The sequence below is a fragment of the Streptomyces fractus genome, from assembly GCF_049844455.1.
GTDB classification, from domain to species: Bacteria; Actinomycetota; Actinomycetes; order Streptomycetales; family Streptomycetaceae; genus Streptomyces; species Streptomyces fractus.
Map to the genome: position 1 here is coordinate 362,380 of NZ_JBMYHI010000002.1, position 19,789 is coordinate 382,168.

Annotated in this window: 19 protein-coding genes; 5 read left to right on the plus strand and 14 right to left on the minus strand. The window is 70.9% G+C overall.

The annotated features are described in order from the left end of the window. Position 1: 1 nt before the first annotated feature. The 3 genes from ACP4E5_RS03730 to ACP4E5_RS03740 are packed head-to-tail and all read right to left on the minus strand — an operon-like array spanning position 2 to position 2,952. Positions 2–1,261, minus strand: a complete 1,260-nt coding sequence (locus ACP4E5_RS03730; protein WP_425825250.1) for a metal-dependent hydrolase family protein — start codon at positions 1,259–1,261, stop codon at positions 2–4. A 59-nt stretch (positions 1,262–1,320) separates the two neighbouring features. After that, entirely contained in the window at positions 1,321–1,659 is a 339-nt protein-coding gene (locus ACP4E5_RS03735; protein WP_425825251.1) for a hypothetical protein, read from the minus strand. A 33-nt stretch (positions 1,660–1,692) separates the two neighbouring features. Then, on the minus strand, positions 1,693–2,952 hold the full coding sequence (locus tag ACP4E5_RS03740) for an aromatic ring-hydroxylating oxygenase subunit alpha (RefSeq protein ID WP_425825252.1): 1,260 nt from the start codon (positions 2,950–2,952) through the stop codon (positions 1,693–1,695). A gap of 178 nt (positions 2,953–3,130) precedes the next feature. Between ACP4E5_RS03740 and ACP4E5_RS03745 the strand changes: the two genes are divergently transcribed. Next, positions 3,131–4,033: an LLM class F420-dependent oxidoreductase gene (locus ACP4E5_RS03745; RefSeq protein ID WP_425825253.1), complete on the plus strand. Its 903-nt coding sequence runs from the start codon at positions 3,131–3,133 to the stop codon at positions 4,031–4,033. Positions 4,034–4,111: 78 nt separating this feature from the next. On the opposite strand, the gene ACP4E5_RS03750 is transcribed toward ACP4E5_RS03745, so the two are convergent. The 5 genes from ACP4E5_RS03750 to ACP4E5_RS03770 form a co-directional block, all read right to left on the minus strand. Further along, complete coding sequence (locus ACP4E5_RS03750) at positions 4,112–5,293, minus strand: acyl-CoA dehydrogenase family protein (RefSeq protein WP_425825254.1); 1,182 nt, start codon at positions 5,291–5,293, stop codon at positions 4,112–4,114. Beyond that, positions 5,277–6,293, minus strand: coding sequence for an acyl-CoA dehydrogenase family protein (locus tag ACP4E5_RS03755; protein WP_425825255.1), 1,017 nt, complete (start codon positions 6,291–6,293; stop codon positions 5,277–5,279). Before ACP4E5_RS03755 ends, ACP4E5_RS03750 begins: the two co-directional genes overlap by 17 nt. Before the next feature lie 19 nt (positions 6,294–6,312). Next, positions 6,313–7,491, minus strand: coding sequence for an amidohydrolase family protein (locus ACP4E5_RS03760; RefSeq protein ID WP_425825256.1), 1,179 nt, complete (start codon positions 7,489–7,491; stop codon positions 6,313–6,315). Positions 7,492–7,566: 75 nt separating this feature from the next. After that, positions 7,567–8,370 carry an enoyl-CoA hydratase gene (locus ACP4E5_RS03765; RefSeq protein WP_425825257.1) on the minus strand — a complete coding sequence of 268 codons (804 nt, stop codon included), beginning with the start codon at positions 8,368–8,370 and terminating at the stop codon, positions 7,567–7,569. Positions 8,371–8,491: 121 nt separating this feature from the next. Then, the gene (locus tag ACP4E5_RS03770; RefSeq protein ID WP_425825258.1) at positions 8,492–9,139 is read right to left on the minus strand and encodes a TetR/AcrR family transcriptional regulator; all 648 of its coding nucleotides are present in this window, start codon (positions 9,137–9,139) and stop codon (positions 8,492–8,494) included. 102 nt (positions 9,140–9,241) lie between these two features. Between ACP4E5_RS03770 and ACP4E5_RS03775 the strand changes: the two genes are divergently transcribed. The 3 genes from ACP4E5_RS03775 (at position 9,242) to ACP4E5_RS03785 (ending at position 13,091) form a co-directional block, all read left to right on the plus strand. Then, positions 9,242–10,606 (plus strand): long-chain-fatty-acid--protein ligase, encoded by a 1,365-nt coding sequence (locus tag ACP4E5_RS03775; protein ID WP_425825259.1) that lies wholly within the window; start codon positions 9,242–9,244, stop codon positions 10,604–10,606. Then, positions 10,603–12,012 (plus strand): acyl-CoA reductase, encoded by a 1,410-nt coding sequence (locus ACP4E5_RS03780; protein ID WP_425825260.1) that lies wholly within the window; start codon positions 10,603–10,605, stop codon positions 12,010–12,012. The genes ACP4E5_RS03775 and ACP4E5_RS03780 overlap by 4 nt, the downstream gene beginning before the upstream one ends. Before the next feature lie 95 nt (positions 12,013–12,107). Next, positions 12,108–13,091, plus strand: a complete 984-nt coding sequence (locus ACP4E5_RS03785; protein WP_425825261.1) for a hypothetical protein — start codon at positions 12,108–12,110, stop codon at positions 13,089–13,091. Here the strand turns inward: ACP4E5_RS03785 and mftF are convergent. The 6 genes from mftF to mftA are packed head-to-tail and all read right to left on the minus strand — an operon-like array spanning position 12,976 to position 18,063. Continuing rightward, the gene (gene mftF, locus ACP4E5_RS03790) at positions 12,976–14,472 is read right to left on the minus strand and encodes a mycofactocin biosynthesis glycosyltransferase MftF (RefSeq protein WP_425825262.1); all 1,497 of its coding nucleotides are present in this window, start codon (positions 14,470–14,472) and stop codon (positions 12,976–12,978) included. The genes ACP4E5_RS03785 and mftF overlap by 116 nt on opposite strands. Continuing rightward, positions 14,469–15,200, minus strand: a complete 732-nt coding sequence (gene mftE, locus ACP4E5_RS03795) for a mycofactocin biosynthesis peptidyl-dipeptidase MftE (RefSeq protein WP_425825263.1) — start codon at positions 15,198–15,200, stop codon at positions 14,469–14,471. Before mftE ends, mftF begins: the two co-directional genes overlap by 4 nt. Beyond that, positions 15,193–16,377: a pre-mycofactocin synthase MftD gene (mftD, locus tag ACP4E5_RS03800; RefSeq protein ID WP_425825264.1), complete on the minus strand. Its 1,185-nt coding sequence runs from the start codon at positions 16,375–16,377 to the stop codon at positions 15,193–15,195. The genes mftE and mftD overlap by 8 nt, the downstream gene beginning before the upstream one ends. 31 nt (positions 16,378–16,408) lie before the next feature. Then, on the minus strand, positions 16,409–17,629 hold the full coding sequence (mftC, locus tag ACP4E5_RS03805; RefSeq protein WP_425825265.1) for a mycofactocin radical SAM maturase: 1,221 nt from the start codon (positions 17,627–17,629) through the stop codon (positions 16,409–16,411). Next, the gene (gene mftB / locus ACP4E5_RS03810) at positions 17,626–17,919 is read right to left on the minus strand and encodes a mycofactocin biosynthesis chaperone MftB (protein ID WP_425825266.1); all 294 of its coding nucleotides are present in this window, start codon (positions 17,917–17,919) and stop codon (positions 17,626–17,628) included. The genes mftC and mftB overlap by 4 nt, the downstream gene beginning before the upstream one ends. Positions 17,920–17,928: 9 nt before the next feature. Beyond that, the gene (mftA, locus tag ACP4E5_RS03815) at positions 17,929–18,063 is read right to left on the minus strand and encodes a mycofactocin precursor MftA (protein ID WP_425825267.1); all 135 of its coding nucleotides are present in this window, start codon (positions 18,061–18,063) and stop codon (positions 17,929–17,931) included. A gap of 155 nt (positions 18,064–18,218) precedes the next feature. On the opposite strand from mftA, the gene mftG reads away from it, so the two are divergent. Then, the gene (gene mftG / locus ACP4E5_RS03820; RefSeq protein ID WP_425825268.1) at positions 18,219–19,784 is read left to right on the plus strand and encodes a mycofactocin dehydrogenase MftG; all 1,566 of its coding nucleotides are present in this window, start codon (positions 18,219–18,221) and stop codon (positions 19,782–19,784) included. Positions 19,785–19,789 lie beyond the last annotated feature (5 nt).

Sequence of the window (19,789 nt, forward strand, 5' to 3'; positions counted from 1 at the left end):
CTCAGGGCTGCGCCGCGTCGTTGCGGTGGATCGTCCCGCCCTTCATCACGAAACGGACGTCGCCCGTCACGGCGACGTCCGCCAGCGGGTCGCCGGCGACGGCGATGACGTCGGCGAGCAGGCCCGTGTCGAGGCGGCCGCGGTCGTCGACGTCGATGAGGTCGGCGGAGACGGTCGTCGCGGCGCGGATCGCGTCCAGCGGGGACATGCCCCGCTTCACCAACGCGATCAGCTCCTTGGCGTTGCGCCCGTGCGGGATCGCGGGCGCGTCGGAGCCGCACGCCACCCGTACGCCGCGGCGGATGGCCTCGGAGATGGTGGCGCGGGCCCGCGGGAACACCTCGGCGGCCTTGGCCTGGAGTTCGGGGTCGGCGTGCGAGGTGTCCATCTCGTCGTTGAGCGAGGTGGTGGCCACCAGGAAGGTGCCCTCGCGCACCATGCGGTCGAGCGTCTCGCCGCTGGTGAGGAAGCCGTGTTCGATGCAGTCGATGCCCGCGTCGAGCGCGGCCGTGACCGCCTGTTCGCCCATGCAGTGCGCGGCGACCTTCCGTCCCGCGCGGTGGGCCTCGTCGACGATGGCGCGCAGTTCCTCGTCGGAGTACTGCTGGGCGCCGGCCGGGCCGGTGTGCGACATCACGCCGTTGGACGCGCACACCTTGATGACCCACGCGCCGTGCTTGATCTGGTAGCGCACGGCCTTGCGCACCTCGTCGACGCCGTTGGCGATCCCCTCCTCCACCGTCAACGGCAGCACGTGCGGGGCGAACGCCTGGAACATCGTCGGGTCCAGATGCCCGCCCGTGGGTGTGATCGCGTGCCCGGCCGGCACGACGCGGGGGCCGTCGATCCAGCCGTGGTCGATGGCCTTCTTCAGGGCGACGTCGAGCAGCAACCCGTTGGTCTGGAGGAAGAGGCCCAGGTTGCGCACCGTCGTGAATCCGGCCCGCAGGGTCCTGCGCGCGTTGGCCACCGCCCGCAGCGTGCGCACCGCCGGGTCGTCCTGCACCGCGATGAGCGGACTGCGGTGGTCGGGCCCGCCGAGCAGCAGGTTGACCTCCATGTCCATCAGGCCGGGCAGCAGGGTCAGTTCGCCCAGGTCGACGACGACCGTGCCCTCCGGGAGTGTGTCGGGCACGACCTTGGTGATGTGCTCGCCCTCGACGAGCAGTTCACCGGGAGTGACGTACTCCCCCTTGTCGACGTCGAGCATGCGCGCGGCGCGGAGCAGGACGGGCGGCTGTGGGGTGCGCGGGCGTGGCATCACGGGCTCCTTCGCAGACAGCGGCGGCTCGGAGACATCAACGGCTGGGAGAGCGGCCGTCAGACGGCGGGTTCGACGACGGCGTCAATGCTGGAGGGCCCCGAGTCGGGGACCCTCGGCTGGCGCCACGCCTCGACCGGGAAGGCGACGGTCACCAGCGCGCAGAACGCCCACAGGAGCCGCTTGTCCTGCTCCGAGATGGTGTCGAGGTCGACCTGCTCCAGGTATGCCTTGTTGGCCTGGAGCAGGGGGAACGCCGCGTTGTAGAAGGCGTCCAGCTCGTCCATGGTGCTGGCGAGCCGCTTGGCGTAGCGGGCCTTCTCGCCCTGGACGGCCCAGTCGGCGAACGGCTCCAGGGCCTCGAAGCCGGCGGGAAAGACAGTGGTGGCATGCGCCATGATGCGGTTCTCCTCCTGGATTCGCTGAGTCGGTCAGCCGTGGTGCTCGTCGACGTAGCCGCGCGCGACCTGGTGCAGGTGCCGCAGCAGCACCTCCTGGTCGTTGAGCGGGAACCTGTCGACGGTGCGGGTCTCGAGCATGGTCTGCGTCGCTTCGAGGGTGTTGCCGTCCTGGAGGCCGTACTCCTTGAACGACACCGCGGCCAGCTCCTGCTGGAGCCGCTGGAACCCGTTCTTCGGCGGCACGAAGTAGCAGGTGCCCTCGAAGATGTGGGTGTTGTACGACGTCGGCCAGTAGTGGTACGTGAGCACCCAGTTGGGCCGCCAGATCAGCAGCATGAAGTTCGGGAAGAACACGAACGAGTCCATGCCCCACCGCTTGTCGCGGGTCGGGTTGATGGCCGGCGGGAGATCCGCCGTCTCCACGCCGATCTCCGGGGCGTCCCACGGCCCGAACAGGCCGCTCTCCAGGGCCGCTTCGATGGGCTTGACCATCTTGCGGTCGTGCGGCGGCGCGATGCCGCCCCAGGAGGAGACCATCGAGTGGGGGCCGTCGGTGTCGTAGTGCAGTGCCTCGTACCCGTACTTCTGGATCTTGCGGGCCTCTTCGGCCATGTACTGGCCGGAGTGCAGGATCGGCGCGTGGTAGAACTCGGCGAACGCGTCGATGAACAGCTTCCAGTTGGCGCCGATCTCCGCGCGGTACTTGTGCACCTGCGTGAGCTTGTGGAAAGGGTAGCCCTCGATGCCCTTGGCGAACTCGCCGAGGTACTCGCGCAGCGGCGTGGTGTTGTCGGGGTCCAGATTGACGAAGATGAACCCCTCCCAGACCTCCGTGTGCACGGTCTTCAGCCCGTAGTCGGACTTGTCGAGGTCGAAGAACTCGCCCTCCTGCTGCACGTAGGCGAGCTTGCCCTCGAGGTCGTAGCGCCAGGCGTGGTACTTGCAGGTGAACTGGCGGCACACGCCGCTGGTCTCCTCGCGCGGGAAGTCGTTCCACACCAGCTTGTTGCCGCGGTGGCGGCACACGTTGTGGAAGGCGCGGATCTCGTCGTCGGTGCCGCGCGCGACGATCACCGAGGTGCGGGCGGCGTCCAGCCCCTTGGTGAAGTAGCTGCCCTTGCGCGGCAGTTGCTCGACCCGGCCTACGTTGAGCCAGGTCTTGCGGAAGATCGCGTCCCGCTCCTTCTCGTAGTGCTCGGGCGAGATGGAGTCCTCGTAGCTGATCGGCTCCGTTCCGATCTTCAAGTGCTCGGTCCAGCTGCCCTCGGCGGGCTTCTTGAAATGCGGCATGGGGTCCGACCCTCCAGATGACGCCCGGAATCCTGGGATAACCTCGATCTCTAGATGCGAGAACGGTATTCTCTCAACTGATCGTGCGTCAAGGCGCTCGCGTGGGTGCGACCCTGGACGGGCCCACCAGGGGCCGTACGGCGAGGAGTTTCCGCACAGAACCGGAGGATGCGTGACGATGCGATTCCTGTTTCATTACCCGGAGGCGCACGGACCGGACGGCGACCTGCTGGACGCGGGACCGCTGACGGAAGTCGCCCGAGCCGCCGAGGAGTTCGGATTCTCCGGGCTCTCGTTCAGCGAGCACCCGTCCCCCGGCGCGCGCTGGCTGAACAACGGCGGGCATCAGACGCTCGACCCCTTCGTGGCGCTGTCCCACGCCGCCGCCGTGACCAGCAGACTGCGGCTGCTCACGTATCTGGCCGTCGCCCCGTACCGCAATCCGCTGCTGCTGGCGAAGCAGTCGGCGACGCTCGACCGGCTCTCCGGCGGGCGGTTGATCCTCGGCCTCGGCGCCGGGTATCTGAAGGGCGAGTTCCACGCGCTGGGCGTCGACTTCGAGGAGCGCAACGCGCTGTTCGACGAGGTGCTCGACGTGCTGCCGCTGCACTGGAGCGGCGAACCGTTCAGCTACGAGGGCCGGCACTTCAACGTCCGCGACGCGCAGGCCCTGCCGCGGCCGGCGCAGCGGCCGATACCGGTGTGGATCGGCGGCAACTCGCGGCTGAGCCGGCGCCGGGCCGCCGAGCGGGCGCAGGGCTGGATGCCGATGGCCGGCGGCGCCGAGCTGAGCGCGACCGCCCGGACGCCGACGCTCGGGCCGCTGTCCGAACTGGCGGGCGCCATCGGGGAGGTGCGCGATGCCACGGCCGCCACCGGGCGCGGTCACAACGTCGACGTACTGCACTCGTACCACGACGACGGGCTCACGGATCCGGCCCTGGACGCGGACCGGCACCGGGAGGCGTTCGCCGCGCTGGAGAAGGCCGGGGTGACGTGGGTGGCGGTGTCCTGTCCGCACGAGTCGGCGGCGGCGACCCTGGAGTTCCTCGAGGCGTTCGGCACGACGTACGCGGGCTGAGCGGGCGCATCCGTCTCGGCGCGTAACGCGTCGGGGAGGGGCGCCCTGTCCCGCAGGGCGCCCCTCCCCGTACGTTCCTCAGCCGCGTGGCAGCCCGAGCACGCGCTGGGCGATGATGCCGCGCTGGATCTCGGACGTGCCGCCCGCGATGGTGCCGCCGAAGCTTCGGGCGTATCGGTGGAACCAGCTGGCGAAGGCGTCGTCGAAGCTCATGTGGCAGTACGGGGCGCTGTTCGTGTCGTGGATGAGGCCGTCGGGTCCGGCCGCCTCCAAGGCGCGCTCAAGACCCCTCTGCGACGCCTCCGAGCCGAGGACCTTCAGGACGGACAGCGACGGGACGTCCGTCTCGCCGCGGGCGGCGCGCGCCAGGGCGGCCGTGCCGAGCAGGGTCAGCGCCTGCCGGTCCATGGCCAGGGTCGCGTACCAGTCCTTCTCCAGCGGGGTGGAGGGGCGGAAGTCGCGCAGCAGGTCGCTCATGCGCTCGGCCTCGCCCAGCCACATCAGGGTGCGCTCGTGGCCGAGCGAGCCGTTGGCCACGCGCCAGCCCTCGTGCAGCGGGCCGACGAGGTTCTCGGCAGGTACCTCTACGCCCTCGAAGAAGACTTCGTTGAAGTCCTTGTCCTCGGGGCCCGTGTAGGAGGCGAAGGGGCGGCGGGTCACGCCGGGGGTGTCGGTGGGGATCAGCAGCACGCTGATGCCCTTGTGCTTGGGGGCGTCCGGGTCGGTGCGCACGAAGGTGAGCAGCACGTCGGCGTCGTGGGCGCCGGACGTCCACACCTTCTGGCCGTCGACCGTGAAGTGGGTGCCGTCGGCGGAGAGCCGGGCGCGGGTGCGCAGGGACGCGAGGTCGGATCCGGCGCCGGGTTCGCTCATCCCGAGGGCCGCGGTGATCTCGGCGCGGAGGATGGGTACGGCCCACCGGTGCTTCTGCTCGTCGGTGCCGAAGGAGAGCAGGGAGGCGGCGATGATGCCGACCCCTTGCGGGTTGAAGCTGTGGTAGATGCGGCGCCGGCCGAGTTCCTCCAGGTGCACGTACCGTTGCAGCACGGTGGCGTTCCGGCCGCCGAACTCGGGCGGGTTGCCGGGCAGCAGCCAGCCCGCGTCGAACTGGGTGCGCTGCCATCGCCGGGCCCACTCGGGAATGTGCGCGCTGGAGCGGGAGCGTTCGGTGGCCTCGGCCTCGGTGGGCACGTTCGCCTCCAGGAACGCCACGAACTCGGCGCGGAAGGCCTCGGTCTCGTCGTCAAAGCTGATGCGCATGGCCGTCCTCTGTGTTCTCGGCGAGTTCGGCGATCACGGCGCGGTGTTCGGCGGCGCCGCCGAGCAGCAGTTCGCCCGCCTTGGCGCGCTTGAGCGCGAACTGAAGGTCGTTCTCCCAGGTGTTGCCCATGGCGCCGAACAGCTGGACGCCGTGCCGGAACACCAGGGCCTGGCACTCCCCCGCCGAGGCCTTGGCCATGGCGGCGGCGAGGCGGCGGCGCGGGTCGTCGGCGGCGATCGTCATCATCGCGAAGTAGGCCAGGGCGCGGGCCCGTTCGATCGCCACGTGCATGTCGGCGGCCTTGTGCTGGACGGCCTGGAAGGAGCCGATCGGGGCGCCGAACTGGTGGCGGCCGCGGACGTGTTCCAGCGTGAGGTCGAGGATGCGGCGGCAGGCGCCGACCGTCGTCATCGCGAGCCCGGCGAGCGCGAGATGCCGGGCGCGCTCCGGGTCGGCGCCGCCGCGGTCCGCCTCGCCGACCCGCACACCGTCGAAGGTCACGTCGGCGACGTGCAGCAGCGGGTCGAACACGTGCAGCGGCGCGACGGTCACCGTCTCGGCCGGCACCACGAAGACACCGGCGTCGGTGACGACCGCGAGGCGTTCGGCCCGGTCCGCGTCGAGGACGTGGCGGGCGGTGCCGTCGAGGACCCAGCCCGCGCCGTCCGCGCGGGCCGTCACACCTGAGTACACGGCGGTTCCCGGCGTCCCGTCGCCGGCCGTCGCCGGGGCGAGCGGCGTGTACTGCGTCATGGTCGTCAGATACGGGGTCGGGTCCACGGCGCGACCCAACTCCTCCAGCACGATGCCGAGTTCGACCGCGTCGGAGGGGTCGACGAGCTCGGTCCACCCCAGTTTTCGGTATGTGCGCCACAGCGGCGCGGGGTCGGCGCCGGCGTCCGCGACGGACCGGACGAACGCCGCCGTGCACTCCTTGGAGACGGCGTCGTGAACGGTCCGCTGCCACAGCCGTTGATCCGAGTCGAACTCGAAGAGCATGTCGGCCTCCCTGCCGGTCTCACACCTTCAGCAGTCGGGCCAGGTTCCCGCCCATGATCTTCGCCTGGCGTTCCTGGTCCATGCCCGCGAGGGCGTCCACATAGCTGGTCGGCTCGGCCAGGCCCTCCGGGTGCGGATAGTCGGAGCCGAACAGCACCTTGTCCTCGCCCAGAAGGTCGGCCAGTTCGCCGAGGTCCTCCTCCCAGAACGGGCTGACGTGGATATTGCGCTTCACCGCCGCGACGGGGTCCCCGCCGAAGCCTTCGGGCGCCTTCTTGTAGACGTCGGCCAGATTCGCCAGGAGCGGTGCCACCCAGCTGGAACCGTTCTCGATCACGGCGATCTTCAGCTCGGGGAAGCGGAACAGGGCGCCGTGGCACACCCAGGAGGCCACGGCGTCCTGCACGGGCCGCCACTGGTCCATCATCCGGAAGACGTTGGTCTTGAACGGCAGCATCTCGCCGCCCGCGCCCTCCCAGTCGCTGCTGTACTTGGCGTAGCCGCTGTCCGAGGAGTGCATCGTGACGAGGATGTCGTGCTCGACGACGCGCTTCCAGAACGGGTCGAACTCGGGCAGCGCGAAGGATCGCGAGCCACGGAAGCCGGGCACCGGCGCGGGCCGTACGAGGATCGCCTTGGCGCCGCGCTCGACACACCAGTCGAGTTCCTCGATGGCCTTGTCGACGAGGGGCAGGCTGACGACCGGGACGGTGAAGATGCGGTCGTGGTAGTTGAACGACCAGACCTCGTCGAGCCACTGGTTCAGCGAGTGCACGACGGCGTGGATCATCTCCGGGTCGTCCCGCATGCGCTCCTCCACGAGGCTGGCGAGCGTGGGGAACATCAGGGTCCGGTCGATGCCCAGCTCGTCCATCAGCTTCATGCGGGGCCCTGGCTCACGGAACGCGGGCACCGCCCGCATCGGGTCGCCGAAGATCTCCCGGCGGCTCTTGCCCTCGGGGTTGCCGTGCCGGAAGTAGTCCTCCATGGCGCCGGGGCGCGCGACCACGTCGAAGGTGGGGTTGGGGATGTACTCGCTGATCTGGCCCCGCACCGCGATCTTCGTGCGGCCGTTGACCTGTACGTACTGGATCGCGCCCCGGTACCGGTCCGGCAGGTACCTGGTCAGCGACTCCTCGGTCTCGTACAGATGGTTGTCCGCGTCGAACAGGGGGTACGGCAGTGTGCGCGAAACCATGGGCTCTCCCTACCTGCTTGGCCGTGAGACCTGCTTGTTCGTGAGACCTGCTTGTCCGTGAGCCGGTGTGTTCGCTCAGGTCTGCTTGATGTGCTTCTTCATGTCGTCGAGGCGGGTCAGGATCGGGTAGCCGTCCACGCTGATCGCGTTGCCGTGCCCGGTCTGGTGGATGTCGAAGGCGGACTGCAACGCCGAGTAGAAGCCCTGCACGTCGAGCGTCTGGTTCACCGCCCGCTTCGCCTGCTGGAGACCGAACGCCGGCATCTGCGCGATCTGCCGCGCCAACTCCATCGCCTGTGCGTCGAGTTCGGCGAGCGGCACCACCTTGTTCACCATGCCGACCCGCTCGGCCTCGTCGGCCGTCAGCGCGCGGCCGGTGAACAGGATCTCCTTGGCCTTGCGCGCACCCAGCTCCCACGTGTGGCCGTGGTACTCCACCCCGCCGATCCCCATCCGCACCACCGGGTCCGAGAACTCGGCGTTCTGCGCCGCCACGATCAGATCGCACGGCCAGCACAGCATCAGCCCCGCCGCGATGCACTTGCCCTGCACCGCCGCGATGGACGGCTTCGGCACGTTCCGCCACCGCAGCGAATAGCCGAGATAGCGGTGGGCCTCGATGCCGTAGATGTGTTCCAGGGTGATCTTGTCGGGGGTGTGCGAGGTGCCTTTGAGGTCGTGGCCCGCGGAGAAGTGCCTGCCGTTGGCGCGCAGCACGATCACGCGTACGTCACTGTCCTCGGCCGCCCGCGTCCACGCCGCGTCGAGCGCGTCGAGCAGGTCCATCGACTGGGCGTTCGCGGCCTCGGGGCGGTTCAGCGTGATGGCGGCGACGCCGTCCTTCGCCTCGTACAGGATCTGATCCGTGGGAGTGTCCATGGGGCGGCTCCTTCTCGCCGGGCTTCGCACCCGGCGTCGCGTCGCGAGAATAACATTCTCACTTCACGGAAGTAAGACTCCCGCGCGCCATCGAAGACAGCCGTACGCCGTCGACGATCGCCTATCGGGGTCGCAGGCCGTCGAGCAACAGGCGTACCGCGAAGCCGACTTGCTCGTCGAGCTCCCGCCGGGTGGGGTCCAGGCCGCCGACGATGGCGCGGACCCGCCCGCCGACCACCATGCTCATGAACGCCGACGCCGCGCGGTCCACCTGCGTCGGCGCGATCTCACCCGCGTCGACGGCCCGGCCGAGGACCGCGGCCACGTGGTCGATCAGCGGCCGCGTGCTCTGCTCGACGTACGCGGTGAAGATCTCCGGGAAGCGGTGGCTCTCGGCGTTGATGAGGTGCTGGAGGCGCAGTCCGTGCGGCGACGCGATCTGTCCGATGCGCAGGCGGGCGATCGCCTCGAGTGTCGCACCCAACTCGCCCCGGTCCAGGGCTTCGAGCACGTCCGCCGGGACGATCTGGTGCTCGATCGCGCGCTGGACCGCCGCCCGGAACAGGGTCGCCTTGTCCGGGTGGCGGGCGTAGATCGTGCGCTTGGTCATGCTGACTCGGGCGGCGATCATCTCGATCGTCGCGACTTCGAAGCCGTGCTCGAGGAACAGGTCGAGGGCGGCGTCGAGCAGCTCCTGGTGGCGGGCCTCGGCCTGTTCCCGCGTGGGGCGGCCGGCCCGTACGCGGGGTGGAGCGGATCTGTCCGTCATGGCGTTCTCTCCCGCTCTCCCCCTTGTGCGCGGACCCCGAACCATGCAAATGATACGGGCGAGTTGCTATTCACCGTAGGGTGTAACCGAAGGGTGTTCCCCGTGACCTCAGCAACCGCAACACACCGACTGACAGCGCTCGTCGACTCCCCCGACCGCTTCACGCACTCCGCCCGCGACCTGCGGGCCACGCAGCTCGCGGCCCTGGACGAACGCTTCCAGGACCGCAAGGACCGCATCAAGCTTCTGGGCCACCGCGCCCGGGAGGCGGACACCTCCGGGATCCGTGAACTGCCCGACCTGGTACCGCTGTTGTTCCCGCACAGCGTCTACAAGAGCTATCCCGAGAGCTTCCTGACCCAGGGGCGCTGGGACCGGCTCGCGAAGTGGCTCGGCACCGTGTCGCCCTATCCGATCACCCCGCTCGACACCTCGGACCTCGACGGCGGCGACCACATCGACGAGTGGATCTCGCGGCTCGGCGAGCACGGCCACCACGTCTCCTGCTCCAGCGGCACGACCGGCAAGTCGGCGATGCTGCTCGCCACCGAGCGGGACATGGACTGGTCCCGCAAGGACACCGTGGGGGTGTTCTCCTGGGGCTCGGGCGTCTGGCCGACCGGCGACCGCCGCATGATCGGCATCGCGCCGACGGCCGCCGTCCCGAAGAACATGGTGATCGCCGAGGCGCAGGAGCGCGCGTTCGGGGACCCGGCGAAGCCCCGGTTCCGGCTGCCGCTGCCGCCGATCACGGTGGGCTCGCTGACCCGGACCGTGCTGCTCCGCAGGAAGATCGCCGAGGGCGCGGCGCTCCCCGAGGAACTCGCCGAGTTCGAGCGCAATGCCACGCGCCGCCAGGAGGCGCTCGACAAAGCGATGACGACGGCCGCCGAGACACTGATCGAGCACCGTACGGAGAAGCTCTACATCTCCGGCATGTGGAACGCGCTGTACCAAGTGGCCCGGCTCGTGCGGGACATGGGCCACTCCGGGAAGGACTTCCACCCCGACAACTGCCTCTACGTGGGCGGCGGCCTCAAGCGCGCCCAACTCCCGGACGACTACCAGGCGTTCGTCCACGACACGTTCGGCATCCCGGCCGAGCGGAACTTCCAGAACTACTCGATGCAGGAGGTGAACTCCGGCATGCCCAAGTGCCGCGGCGGCGACCGCTATCACGTACCTCCGTGGGTGGTCCCACTCGTGCTCGACGAGTCCGGGGAACACCTTCTGCCGCACGGGAGCGGGGAGGTCGAGGGGCGGGCCGCCTTCTTCGACCTCTCGCTCGACGGGCGCTGGGGCGGTGTCATCACCGGCGACCGGATCTCCCTCACCCTCGACCCGTGCGCCTGCGGGGCGGCCGGCCCCTCGATCCGTGACGACATCGTGCGCTACGCGGACCTCGCGGGCGACGACAAGATCGGGTGCGCCGGCACCGTCGACGCGTACGTGCGAGGTGTGTCGTGACGACCAGCGAGGCCGGCTCCGCGTCCGCCGTCGCGGCACCGTTCTTCCTGCGCGGACGGCTCTACGAGGGCCGGGACGTCGCCCACCGTTCGCGCGACCTGGGTGTCGCCTTCGCCACCCCGGCCCTGGACCTGGACCGGGCGGTACATCCGCGCGGCGAGGTGCCGCCGCTGCTCGACGTGCCGCTCGCCGACATCATCGACTTCCTCGTGCGGACGGGCGAGCGGCTGCGGGCCCCGGACAACCCGTTCGTCGCCGACTGCATCGACCGGATGTCCGCCACCCATCCGCTGCCGCGCACGGTCCTGGAGGAGCAGGTCCGGCACGCCTCCGCCTATCTCGACGCCCGGCTGCTGCGCACCGTGGTGGAGGAGAACTTCCCCGACCCTAAGGCGCTGGACTCGTGGGTGCCCAAGGAGGACTTCACCGGCCGCAGGAGTTTCGTGCGGGCCTTCGCGCCGCGCCTGATCCATGTGCTGCCGGGCAACTCGCCGGGCGTGGCGGTGAAGTCCGTCGCGCAGGGGGCGCTGGTCAAGGCGGTCAACCTGTTCAAGATGTCGTCGAGCGACCCGTTCACCACGGTCGCGATCCTGCGCACGATGGCCGACATCGCCCCCGGGCATCCCGTCGTGGCGTCCATGTCGGCGGCGTACTGGCGCGGCGGCGACGAGTCCGTGGAGCGGGTGCTGTACCGCCCGCAGTACTTCGACAAGATCGTGGCCTGGGGCGGTGGCGACGCCATCGACAATGTCGTCAAGTACCTGGGTCCCGGCTTCCAGTTGGTGTCGTTCGACCCCAAGACGTCGATCTCGATGATCGGCAGGGAGGCGTTCGCTTCCGACGACACCCTGGAGCGCGCGGCGGAGCTCGCCGCGACCGACGTGATGGTGCTCGGCCAGGAGGCCTGCGTCGCCAGCCGGTTCCTGTACGTGGAGGGCGACCAGGAGGACGCCGACCGGTTCTGCGCGCGGCTGCACGCACACATCACCGCGAAGGCGGCGGCCTCCGGTGACACCCGGCCGCTCGACATGGAGCTGCGCGAACAGATCGAGGCGCTGCGCATGCTCGACGACGAGTTCCGGGTGTGGGGGCGGGCCGACGGGAGCGGCGTGGTGATCCGGTCGGACGAGCCGGTGGACTTCCATCCGATCAACAAGGTCGCCAATGTGGTGCGGGTCGACGCGCTCGACGACGCGCTGCGCGGTGTCACCGTGGCCACGCAGACGGTGGGCTTCCACCCGTTCGACCGGATGGCCGACTACCGCGACCGGCTGGCCAGTTGCGGCGCGCAGCGTGTGGTGCGGCTCGGCGAGGCGGGGCCCAGCACCATCGGCGGCCCGCACGACGCGATGTATCCGCTGCACCGGTTCGTGCACTGGATGGTGCATGAGGACGGTGTGCGCTGACCCGACGCCGTCCTCGGGAACCTCATGCGTCACCTGTCGCGTCTTGATCGCCACAAGCACGCGACCGCGTTACCGCACGGAGGCAGGGCCCGATCATGGAACTCGACGTCAGGCCCTACCGGGGCACGCTGTACCGCTTCACCCTCTGGGTGTCGCTGGCCACCGCCGTGCTCGGTCTCGCGATCCTCGCCGGCGCGTTCGCGGCGGCGTGGGACGGCTTCGAGAACGTCCGGGAGTACGCGGACCGGAACATAGCCAACGAGGACTCCTACGTGGCGTACGCGGACGGGAACCTCGACCCGTTGCGGGCCGTCGGCGCGGTGGTGACGCCGGTGTTCCTTTTGCTGGCGTTGGTCGTCGTCTCCGTGCTCCACAGCGCGTACGCGGTCGGCAGCGCGCACGCCCGGCGTGACGGTGGGCCGCTGCCCGTCGGCGAGCTGTGGCGGCGTGCCCGGCCGCGCCTGTTCGCCGCCGTCGCGACGAACTTCCTGTCCGGCATCGTCGTGGCCGTCGTGGTGTTCGCTGGCCTGTTTCTGTTCGCCCTGGTCGACATGGACGAGGTGCCCGGTGTCGAGCCCACGCCGCTGGGCGAGACCGCGTCCTGGCAGTACACGCTGGTGGGTTGGGTGCTGCCGATCGCCATCTGGTGTCTCGGCCCGCTGCTCTGGTTCCGGCTGTCGGGGGCCACCGCGGAGACGGTGCTGGAGCGCCGCAACCCGTTCGTCGCGGTGTGGCGCTCCTGGGTGCTGACCCGGCGGGCCCGCCTGCGCACGTTCGGCCTGGGCCTGGTGTGCTGCGCGGCGGCCGTGCTCGCCTTCACCGTGGTCCTGTACGCGTCCAGGCCCCTGAACCACTACGCCGGGCTCGGCACGCTGTGGCTGAGCGACGACAACGTATGGATGACCGGCGTACTGATGACGGTCTTTCCCACGGCGGTGGCCCTGCTCCTGCTGCCGCCGCTGGTCATGCCGCTGGTGTGCGGCGGGGTCGCGCGTCTTCACGGGGACCTGCGGGCTCGTGAGGAAGCGGCGGGCGCGAACGGGCGGCCCGCACGATCCGAGGGCGCAGCGCGGCCGTAGAGCGGCCCTTGAGTGCCGACAGCCAGACACCGGAGCCGTACGCGAGGTCGTCGAGGCGGCGGGCCACGGCGTAGCGGACGGGGTCGAGGCGGGTCGGCGGTGTGCCGCGTCCGAGGGTTTCCAGGGCGACGTCCGTGACCGCCGCGACGGCGGTGGCCCGGCGCAGGCGTCGCGAGGCCAGGCAGCCCACGGCGGTCAGCGGCCACCAGTGGCGGGTGAGCAGCGCGGCGCCCTGCGTGAGGGACGCGACGGAGCCGAGGGCGGTGAGGCGGGCGGCGTGCCGCAGGGGGTGCTCGATGCCCTTCAGCTTCTCGGCGTTGCGGACGGTGGCGACGGCCGCGAGCCCGCCCGCCACCGGCAGTGACCAGCGGCGCTGCGCGAGCAGCGCGACGAGCATCGCCGCGCTCCACGGCGCGAGGATCGCGGGGGCGATGTTGTCCGGGTGGCGGCGGGCGAGGGGGTCCGCGCCGGTGCCGTAGACGGCCTTGCGACGGAACCAGTCGGCGGGTTCCACCCGGTGTTCGTGGGCGGCCTGCACGGCGGGTTCGTAGCGGATGCGTCCGCCGTCCGCCGTGAGTCGCCAGCACAGGTCGACGTCCTCCCCCACGCGCATCCCCGCGTCGAAGCCGTCGGCCTTGGTGAGCGTGTCGGTGCGGGCGAGCATGCAGGCGCTGGGGACCCAGGAGACGGAGGTGCCGGTGCGTACGGCGGCGGGGTGGCGGCCCAGGTCGAGGGAGGAGCGGACGCTCTCGTAGCGGCCCAGCCAGCGTTCCGATCCGGGTCCTGCCAGTCCGCTGATGCGGGGCACGGCCATGACGACGGCCGGGTCGGCGAAGTGGCGCAGCAGGACGTCCACCGTGTCGGACCCGAGGACGATGTCGGAGTCGACGAACGCGACGTACGGCGTGGTGACTTGGCGAAGACCGGCGTTGCGGGCGCCGGCCGGGCCGAGGTTGTCGGGGAGCGGGAGCACGCGCGCGTGGTGACGTGCGGCCACGGCGGCGACGCGGAGCGGTGCGTGGGAGGCGTCGTCGACGACGATCACCGGGGCGTCGCGCGTGGTGGCACGGATGCTCGCGAGCGCGCGGTCGAGCTGGTCGGGGCGGTCTCGTACGGGGATGACGTAGGTGACCGTGCTGTTCGGTTCGTTCGGTGGCAGCTCGGTGACCTGCGGGTGGGCGAGGCCGGTGGCAAGCAGCCGGTCGGCGAGGACCGCGCCGGCCCGGTCGCGTACGCGCAGGGTGCGCCCGGTGAGGAGTGCGCGGGCGCGTGGTGTCAGCCGCAGCAGCCGGGTCGGGTGGCCGCCGAGCAGGGCGCGCCCGCCGTCGAGGACGCGGGTGTGCCGGTCGAGTTCGATGACGTATCCGTGCGGGAGGGTCATGCGGTTCCTTGGGGTACGGCGGGGACGAGCCTGCCTCGCGGGTCGGCGCGGCCCGAGGTGACGAGGCGTACGGCCCTTGTCACCATCGCCTCGACCAGCGCGCGGCCTTCCTCGGCGGTGGCGCCGGCCGGGTCGCCGAGGACGCCGTTCGGGGAGACTCCGCGCACCCCGTTGGCCATGAGGTGCGGCAGGAGTTCGGGCAGGGGGCGGGTGTCGCCGGGGGCGGCCTGCGGGAGCCGTACGTCGTGCGGGGCGAGGTGGAGCATGACGGAGGTCTCGGTGCGGCCGGCGTGGGCGTCGCCGCCGGGTGGGGCGCAGCCGAGCCATGTCACGTCGTGGCCCTCGTGGCGGAGTTGGGTGCAGGCCGCGTCGAGGCTCGTGACGTTGCCGCCGTGGCCGTTGACGAGGACGACGCGGCCCGCCCACAGGGACAGGGACCGCACCGTCTCCACCAGGACGGTGTGCAGTGCCTCGTGGCCGATGGAGAGGGTGCCGGGGAATCCGGCGTGCTCTCCGCTCGCACCGTAGGCGAGGGCCGGCGCCAACACGACGTCTCGGTATGGGAGTTGGCGGGCGAGGCCGCGTGCGACCGCTTCGGCGATCGTGCTGTCCGTGTGGAACGGCAGGTGCGGGCCGTGCTGTTCGGTGGAGCCGACGGGGACGAGGACCGGCGCGCCCTCCGGCACCGTGGGCCAGGTCGCGCGCGCCAGCTCCACCGGTTCACGCACGCGGGACACCGAGGGTGCGGGTGAAGCCGTCCGGGACGACCAGGTCGTCCGGGCCCAGTTCGTCGACGGAGGCGTGCCCGAGGCCGAGGACGGCGGAGTCGAGGCCGCCGCGCAGGATGTCGAGGACGTTCTCCACGCCCGCCTGCCCGTTCGCGGCCAGGCCCCACAGGTAGGCGCGGCCGATGAGGACCGCTCGGGCGCCGAGCGCGAGCGCCTTGGCGACATCGCCGCCACGCCGCACGCCGCCGTCGAGGAGGACCTCGATGTCGGCGCCGACGGCTTCGGCGATGGACGGCAGGAGGCGGATGGTGGCGGGGGTGGTGTCGAGGTTGTTGCCGCCGTGGTTGGAGACCGAGATGCCGGTGACGCCCGCGTCGACGGCCCGCTTGGCGTCGTCGACCCTGCTGACGCCCTTGAGCAGGAACGGGCCTCCCCACTCCTTGCGCATCCACTCCACGTCGTCCCAGGTGGGCGGCGCGGTCTGCATCCACTCGCCGTAGGCGCCGAAGAAGGTGGGGGCCTGCCCGCCGGGGGCCCGGAGGTTGGGTGTGGTCAGGTCGGGGAGGCGGCGGGACCTGGCGAAGGCGAGGAGCCAGCGCGGGTGCGGCAGCACGTCGGGGGCGAACTTCACGGCCGTGCGCAGGTCGACGCGTTCCGGGATCGCCGGGCTGCCCCAGTCGCGGCCGTTGGAGAACGACCAGTCCAGGGTGGCGATGAGCGCCTTGGCGCCGGCCTGCCTTGCGCGCTCCATGCGCTGCACCATGGAGTCGCGGCTGCCCATCCAGTACATCTGGTAGAAGGTGTTCGGATTGGCCTCGGCGACCTCCTCCACGGACCGGCTCGCGAACGAGCTGAGCCCCATGATCACGCCCCGGTTCGCGGCGGCGCGGGCGACGGCCACCTCACCGTCGGGGTGGACGGCCTGCACGCCGGTCGGCGAGATCAGCACCGGGAACGCGGACTCGACGCCGAGGACGGTGGTCGTCAGGTTCCGTTCGGCGTGGTGGCCCACCACCCTTGGCGCGAAGCCGAGTTCGGCGAACGCGCCGATGTTGTCGCCGATGGTGCGGCCGCGTTCCGAGCCGGCGACCAGGGCGCCGTAGACGCTGCCCGGCAGGTATTTCTTGGCGCGCCGTTGGGCTTCGGCGACCGTTTCGAACCATGGGTTTCTTGCCATGGGGCGGCTCTCTTCTCGTCGGGTGGTGGCGTCAGGTGGCCGGGCTGAATCCCGCTACGGGGTTCTCGTCGCACTCCGACACGGGCGGCCGTTCGAGGCCGGGCCGGCGGGTCAGGACGAGGTCGACGGGGCCCGTGCGGTGGGAGTGGTCTCCGGACGGCTTCGGGATCGTGCCGCCGTCCCGGTCCGCGAGGAGCTGCTCCCCGTAGCCCTGGACGCACTCCGGGTCGGGCCCGTCCAGCGGGAGGCCGGTGAAGAACTTCGCGGCCATGCAGCCGCCCTTGCAGGTGTCGTAGAACGTGCAGGACGCGCAGGCCCCGCCCTGCTGCGGCTCACGCAGCCGAAGGAACAGCTCCGACTCCCGCCACACACCCGCGAAGCCGCCCGCGTCGCGCACACTGCCCGCGAGGAACTCGTCGTGGATGGCGAACGGGCAGGCGTACACATCGCCGATGGGATCGATGAGGCAGACGACGCGGCCCGCACCGCACAGGTTGAGTCCGGGCAGCGGCTCGCCGTAGGCGGACAGGTGGAAGAACGAGTCACCCGTCAGCACTTGGTCGGCGTGCGCCACCAGCCAGTCGTAGAGCCGGCGTTGCTGGGCGGGCAGCGGGTGCAGCTCGTCCCAGACGTCGGCCCCGCGACCCGAGGGGCGCAGCCGGGTGAGGCGCAGTTGGGCGCCGTACTTGTCGGCGAGGGCCTTGAAGTCGTCCATCTGCGGGATGTTGTGCCGGGTGCAGACGACGGACAGCTTGAAGTTCTTCATGCCGGCGTCGGCCAGGTGCCCCATGGCGCGCAGTGCGGTGTCGTACGAACCGGGGCCGCGCACGGCGTCGTTGACCTCGGCCGTGGCGCCGTCGAGGGAGATCTGTACGTCGACGTAGTCGTTGGCGGCGAGGCGCCGGGCGACGTCCGGAGTGATGCGCACGCCGTTGGTGGAGAACTTGACGCCGACGTGATGGGCGGTGGCGTAGTCCAGGAGCTCGAAGAAGTCGGGGCGCACGGTCGGCTCGCCGCCGCCGATGTTGACGTAGAAGACCTGCATGGCCTCCAGCTCGTCGATGACGGCCTTGGCCTCGGCGGTGGACAGTTCACGCGGGTCGCGGCGGCCCGAGCTGGACAGGCAGTGGGCGCAGGACAGGTTGCAGGCGTAGGTGAGTTCCCAGGTGAGGCAGATCGGCGCGTCGAGGCCGTACTCGAACAGATCCACCAGACGGTCACCGGGCTTCGCCGCCACGGAAGTTGAGGTCACGGTGTCGGGCTCCTTTCGACCAGCATCGACGAGCGGGCCAGGACGGCGAGGGCGCGCGCGTACCGTGCCGTGTCCGCGTCACCGGCGCCGGCGCTCTCGCAGGCGGCGCGCGCGGTGGGCGAGGCCGGGAGCGCCTGGACCACGGCGAGCAGTCCCCGGTCCTTGAGGAAGGACAGTTTGCGCGTGCCGAAGTGGTACAGCAGCGCGCCGAAGGGTTCGGGCCGGACCGACACCTGGGGGTGCACGTCCCAGGCGCGGTCCAGGTCGAGCGGTGCTTTCACGGTCGTCATCGTGGCGGCCTAGTAGACGCCGCACATGCCGTCGATCGAGACCTCTTCGACCAGGTCGTCGGCCTCGACGAGGGTCTCGTCGGTGGACGTGGCCGAGGAGGCGGGCGCCTCGGGGGCGGGGGTGGTTTCGAGCTGCTCGTTCATGCGGAACTCCCTGATACCGATGGGTGATTGACCGATGGGTGCTTGGGTGTGCGCGAACAGGTTCGAGAGTATTGGCATGCGATGCCAAAAGAAAAGGGGTCGGACATCACCGGGGTCTTGCGCGCTGTCGTCACCGCGGGATTGGATCCGGTCCCATGGATCCGATCGCGTCTGTCCGTCCCGATGTGCTGGTCGTCGGCGCCGGTGGCGCCGGTGCCGTGCTGGCGGCGCGGCTGAGCGAGGACGCCGACCGCAATGTTCTGCTGGTGGAGGCCGGTTCGGTGGCGGCGGCGTCCGATCCGGCTCTGCTGGACGCGCGGCTCGTCCCGGGCGCCCGGCCGAACCATCCCGCCACCTCCTCCCATGCCGTGCGGCTCACTCCGGAACGACCGTGGTCGGTGCCGCGCGGGCGGGTGCTGGGCGGCTCCACCACGGTCAACGGTGGGTACTTCGTCCGGGCGAGGCGCGCGGATTTCGACCGGTGGGCGGCTGCGGGCAATCCCGCCTGGGCGTACGAGCGTGTGCTGCCGTTGCTGCGCGCCCTGGAGGACGATCTCGACTTCGGCGCGGGCGAGGTGCACGGGGGCGGTGGGCCGATGCGTGTCACGCGCGGGCCGCTGGCGCACCCCGCCGCCGTGGCCTTCCGCGACGCCGCCCGGGAGTTGGGTTTCGCCGCCGAGCCCGACAAGAACGACCAGGGCCCGCCCGGCTTCGGCGCGGTGCCCACGAATTCCGTCGACGGCGTGCGACTGAACACCGGGCTCGCCCACCTGACGGCGCGGGTTCTCGCACGGCCCAACCTCACCGTGTGGGGTGACTGTTCCGTACGTCGGGTGGTGGTCGAGCGCGGGCGGACCACGGGGGTCGTGGTCGAGCGCGGCGGGGCACGGGAGACGCTGGGCGCCGGGTGCGTGGTGCTGTGTGCGGGCGCGCTCGTCACGCCTCACCTGCTCCTGCTCTCCGGTGTCGGTCCGCGTGCCGATCTCGAACGGGCCGGGGTTCCCGTCGTCCGCGACGCGCCCGCGGTCGGGGCCCGCCTCGGCGACCATCCGCAACTGGTCCTGGACTGGCAGCCCCACGACGACCTCGACCCGCCCACGAGCAGTTGGCTCGGCGGCTGCCTGCACCTCGACTCCCGTGGTGGCGAGCCTGGTTCCCCCGGTGACATCGAGGTCCTTCAGTCACTGGTCCCGATGGCCGGGCTCGTCGGCGGGACCGTCACGGCGCCCGGTGCGCCGCACTCGTTCCTCGCCTCCGTCCAGACGCCGCACCCCACGGGGCGGCTCCGGCTGCGCTCCGCCGACCCGGAAGTCCCGCCCGCTGTCGACTACGACTATCTGCGCGACGGCGAGGTCCTGCGCCGACTGCGCACGGCCGTCCGCGTCACCGGCGACCTCCTCGGCACCGCCCCGTTCACGAAACTCTCCGCAGGCGGTCTGCTCGCCCCCGCGGCCGGCGTCCTCGACCACGACCGGGCGCTCGACACCTGGATCCGCGATCACCTCGGCACGGCCCAACACACCTGCGGGACCGTCCCGATGGGCACCGCCGACGCTCCGGAGCGTGCCGCGGTCGACCAGTACGGGCGGGTGCACGGGATAAGTGGACTTCGGGTGGCGGACACGTCCGTGCTGCCGCACACCCCGCACCGTGGCCCGGCGGCGACCGCCGTCCTGATCGGGGAGCTGATCGCCGACGCGATGCGGCGCGAGCTGCCCTGACCAGG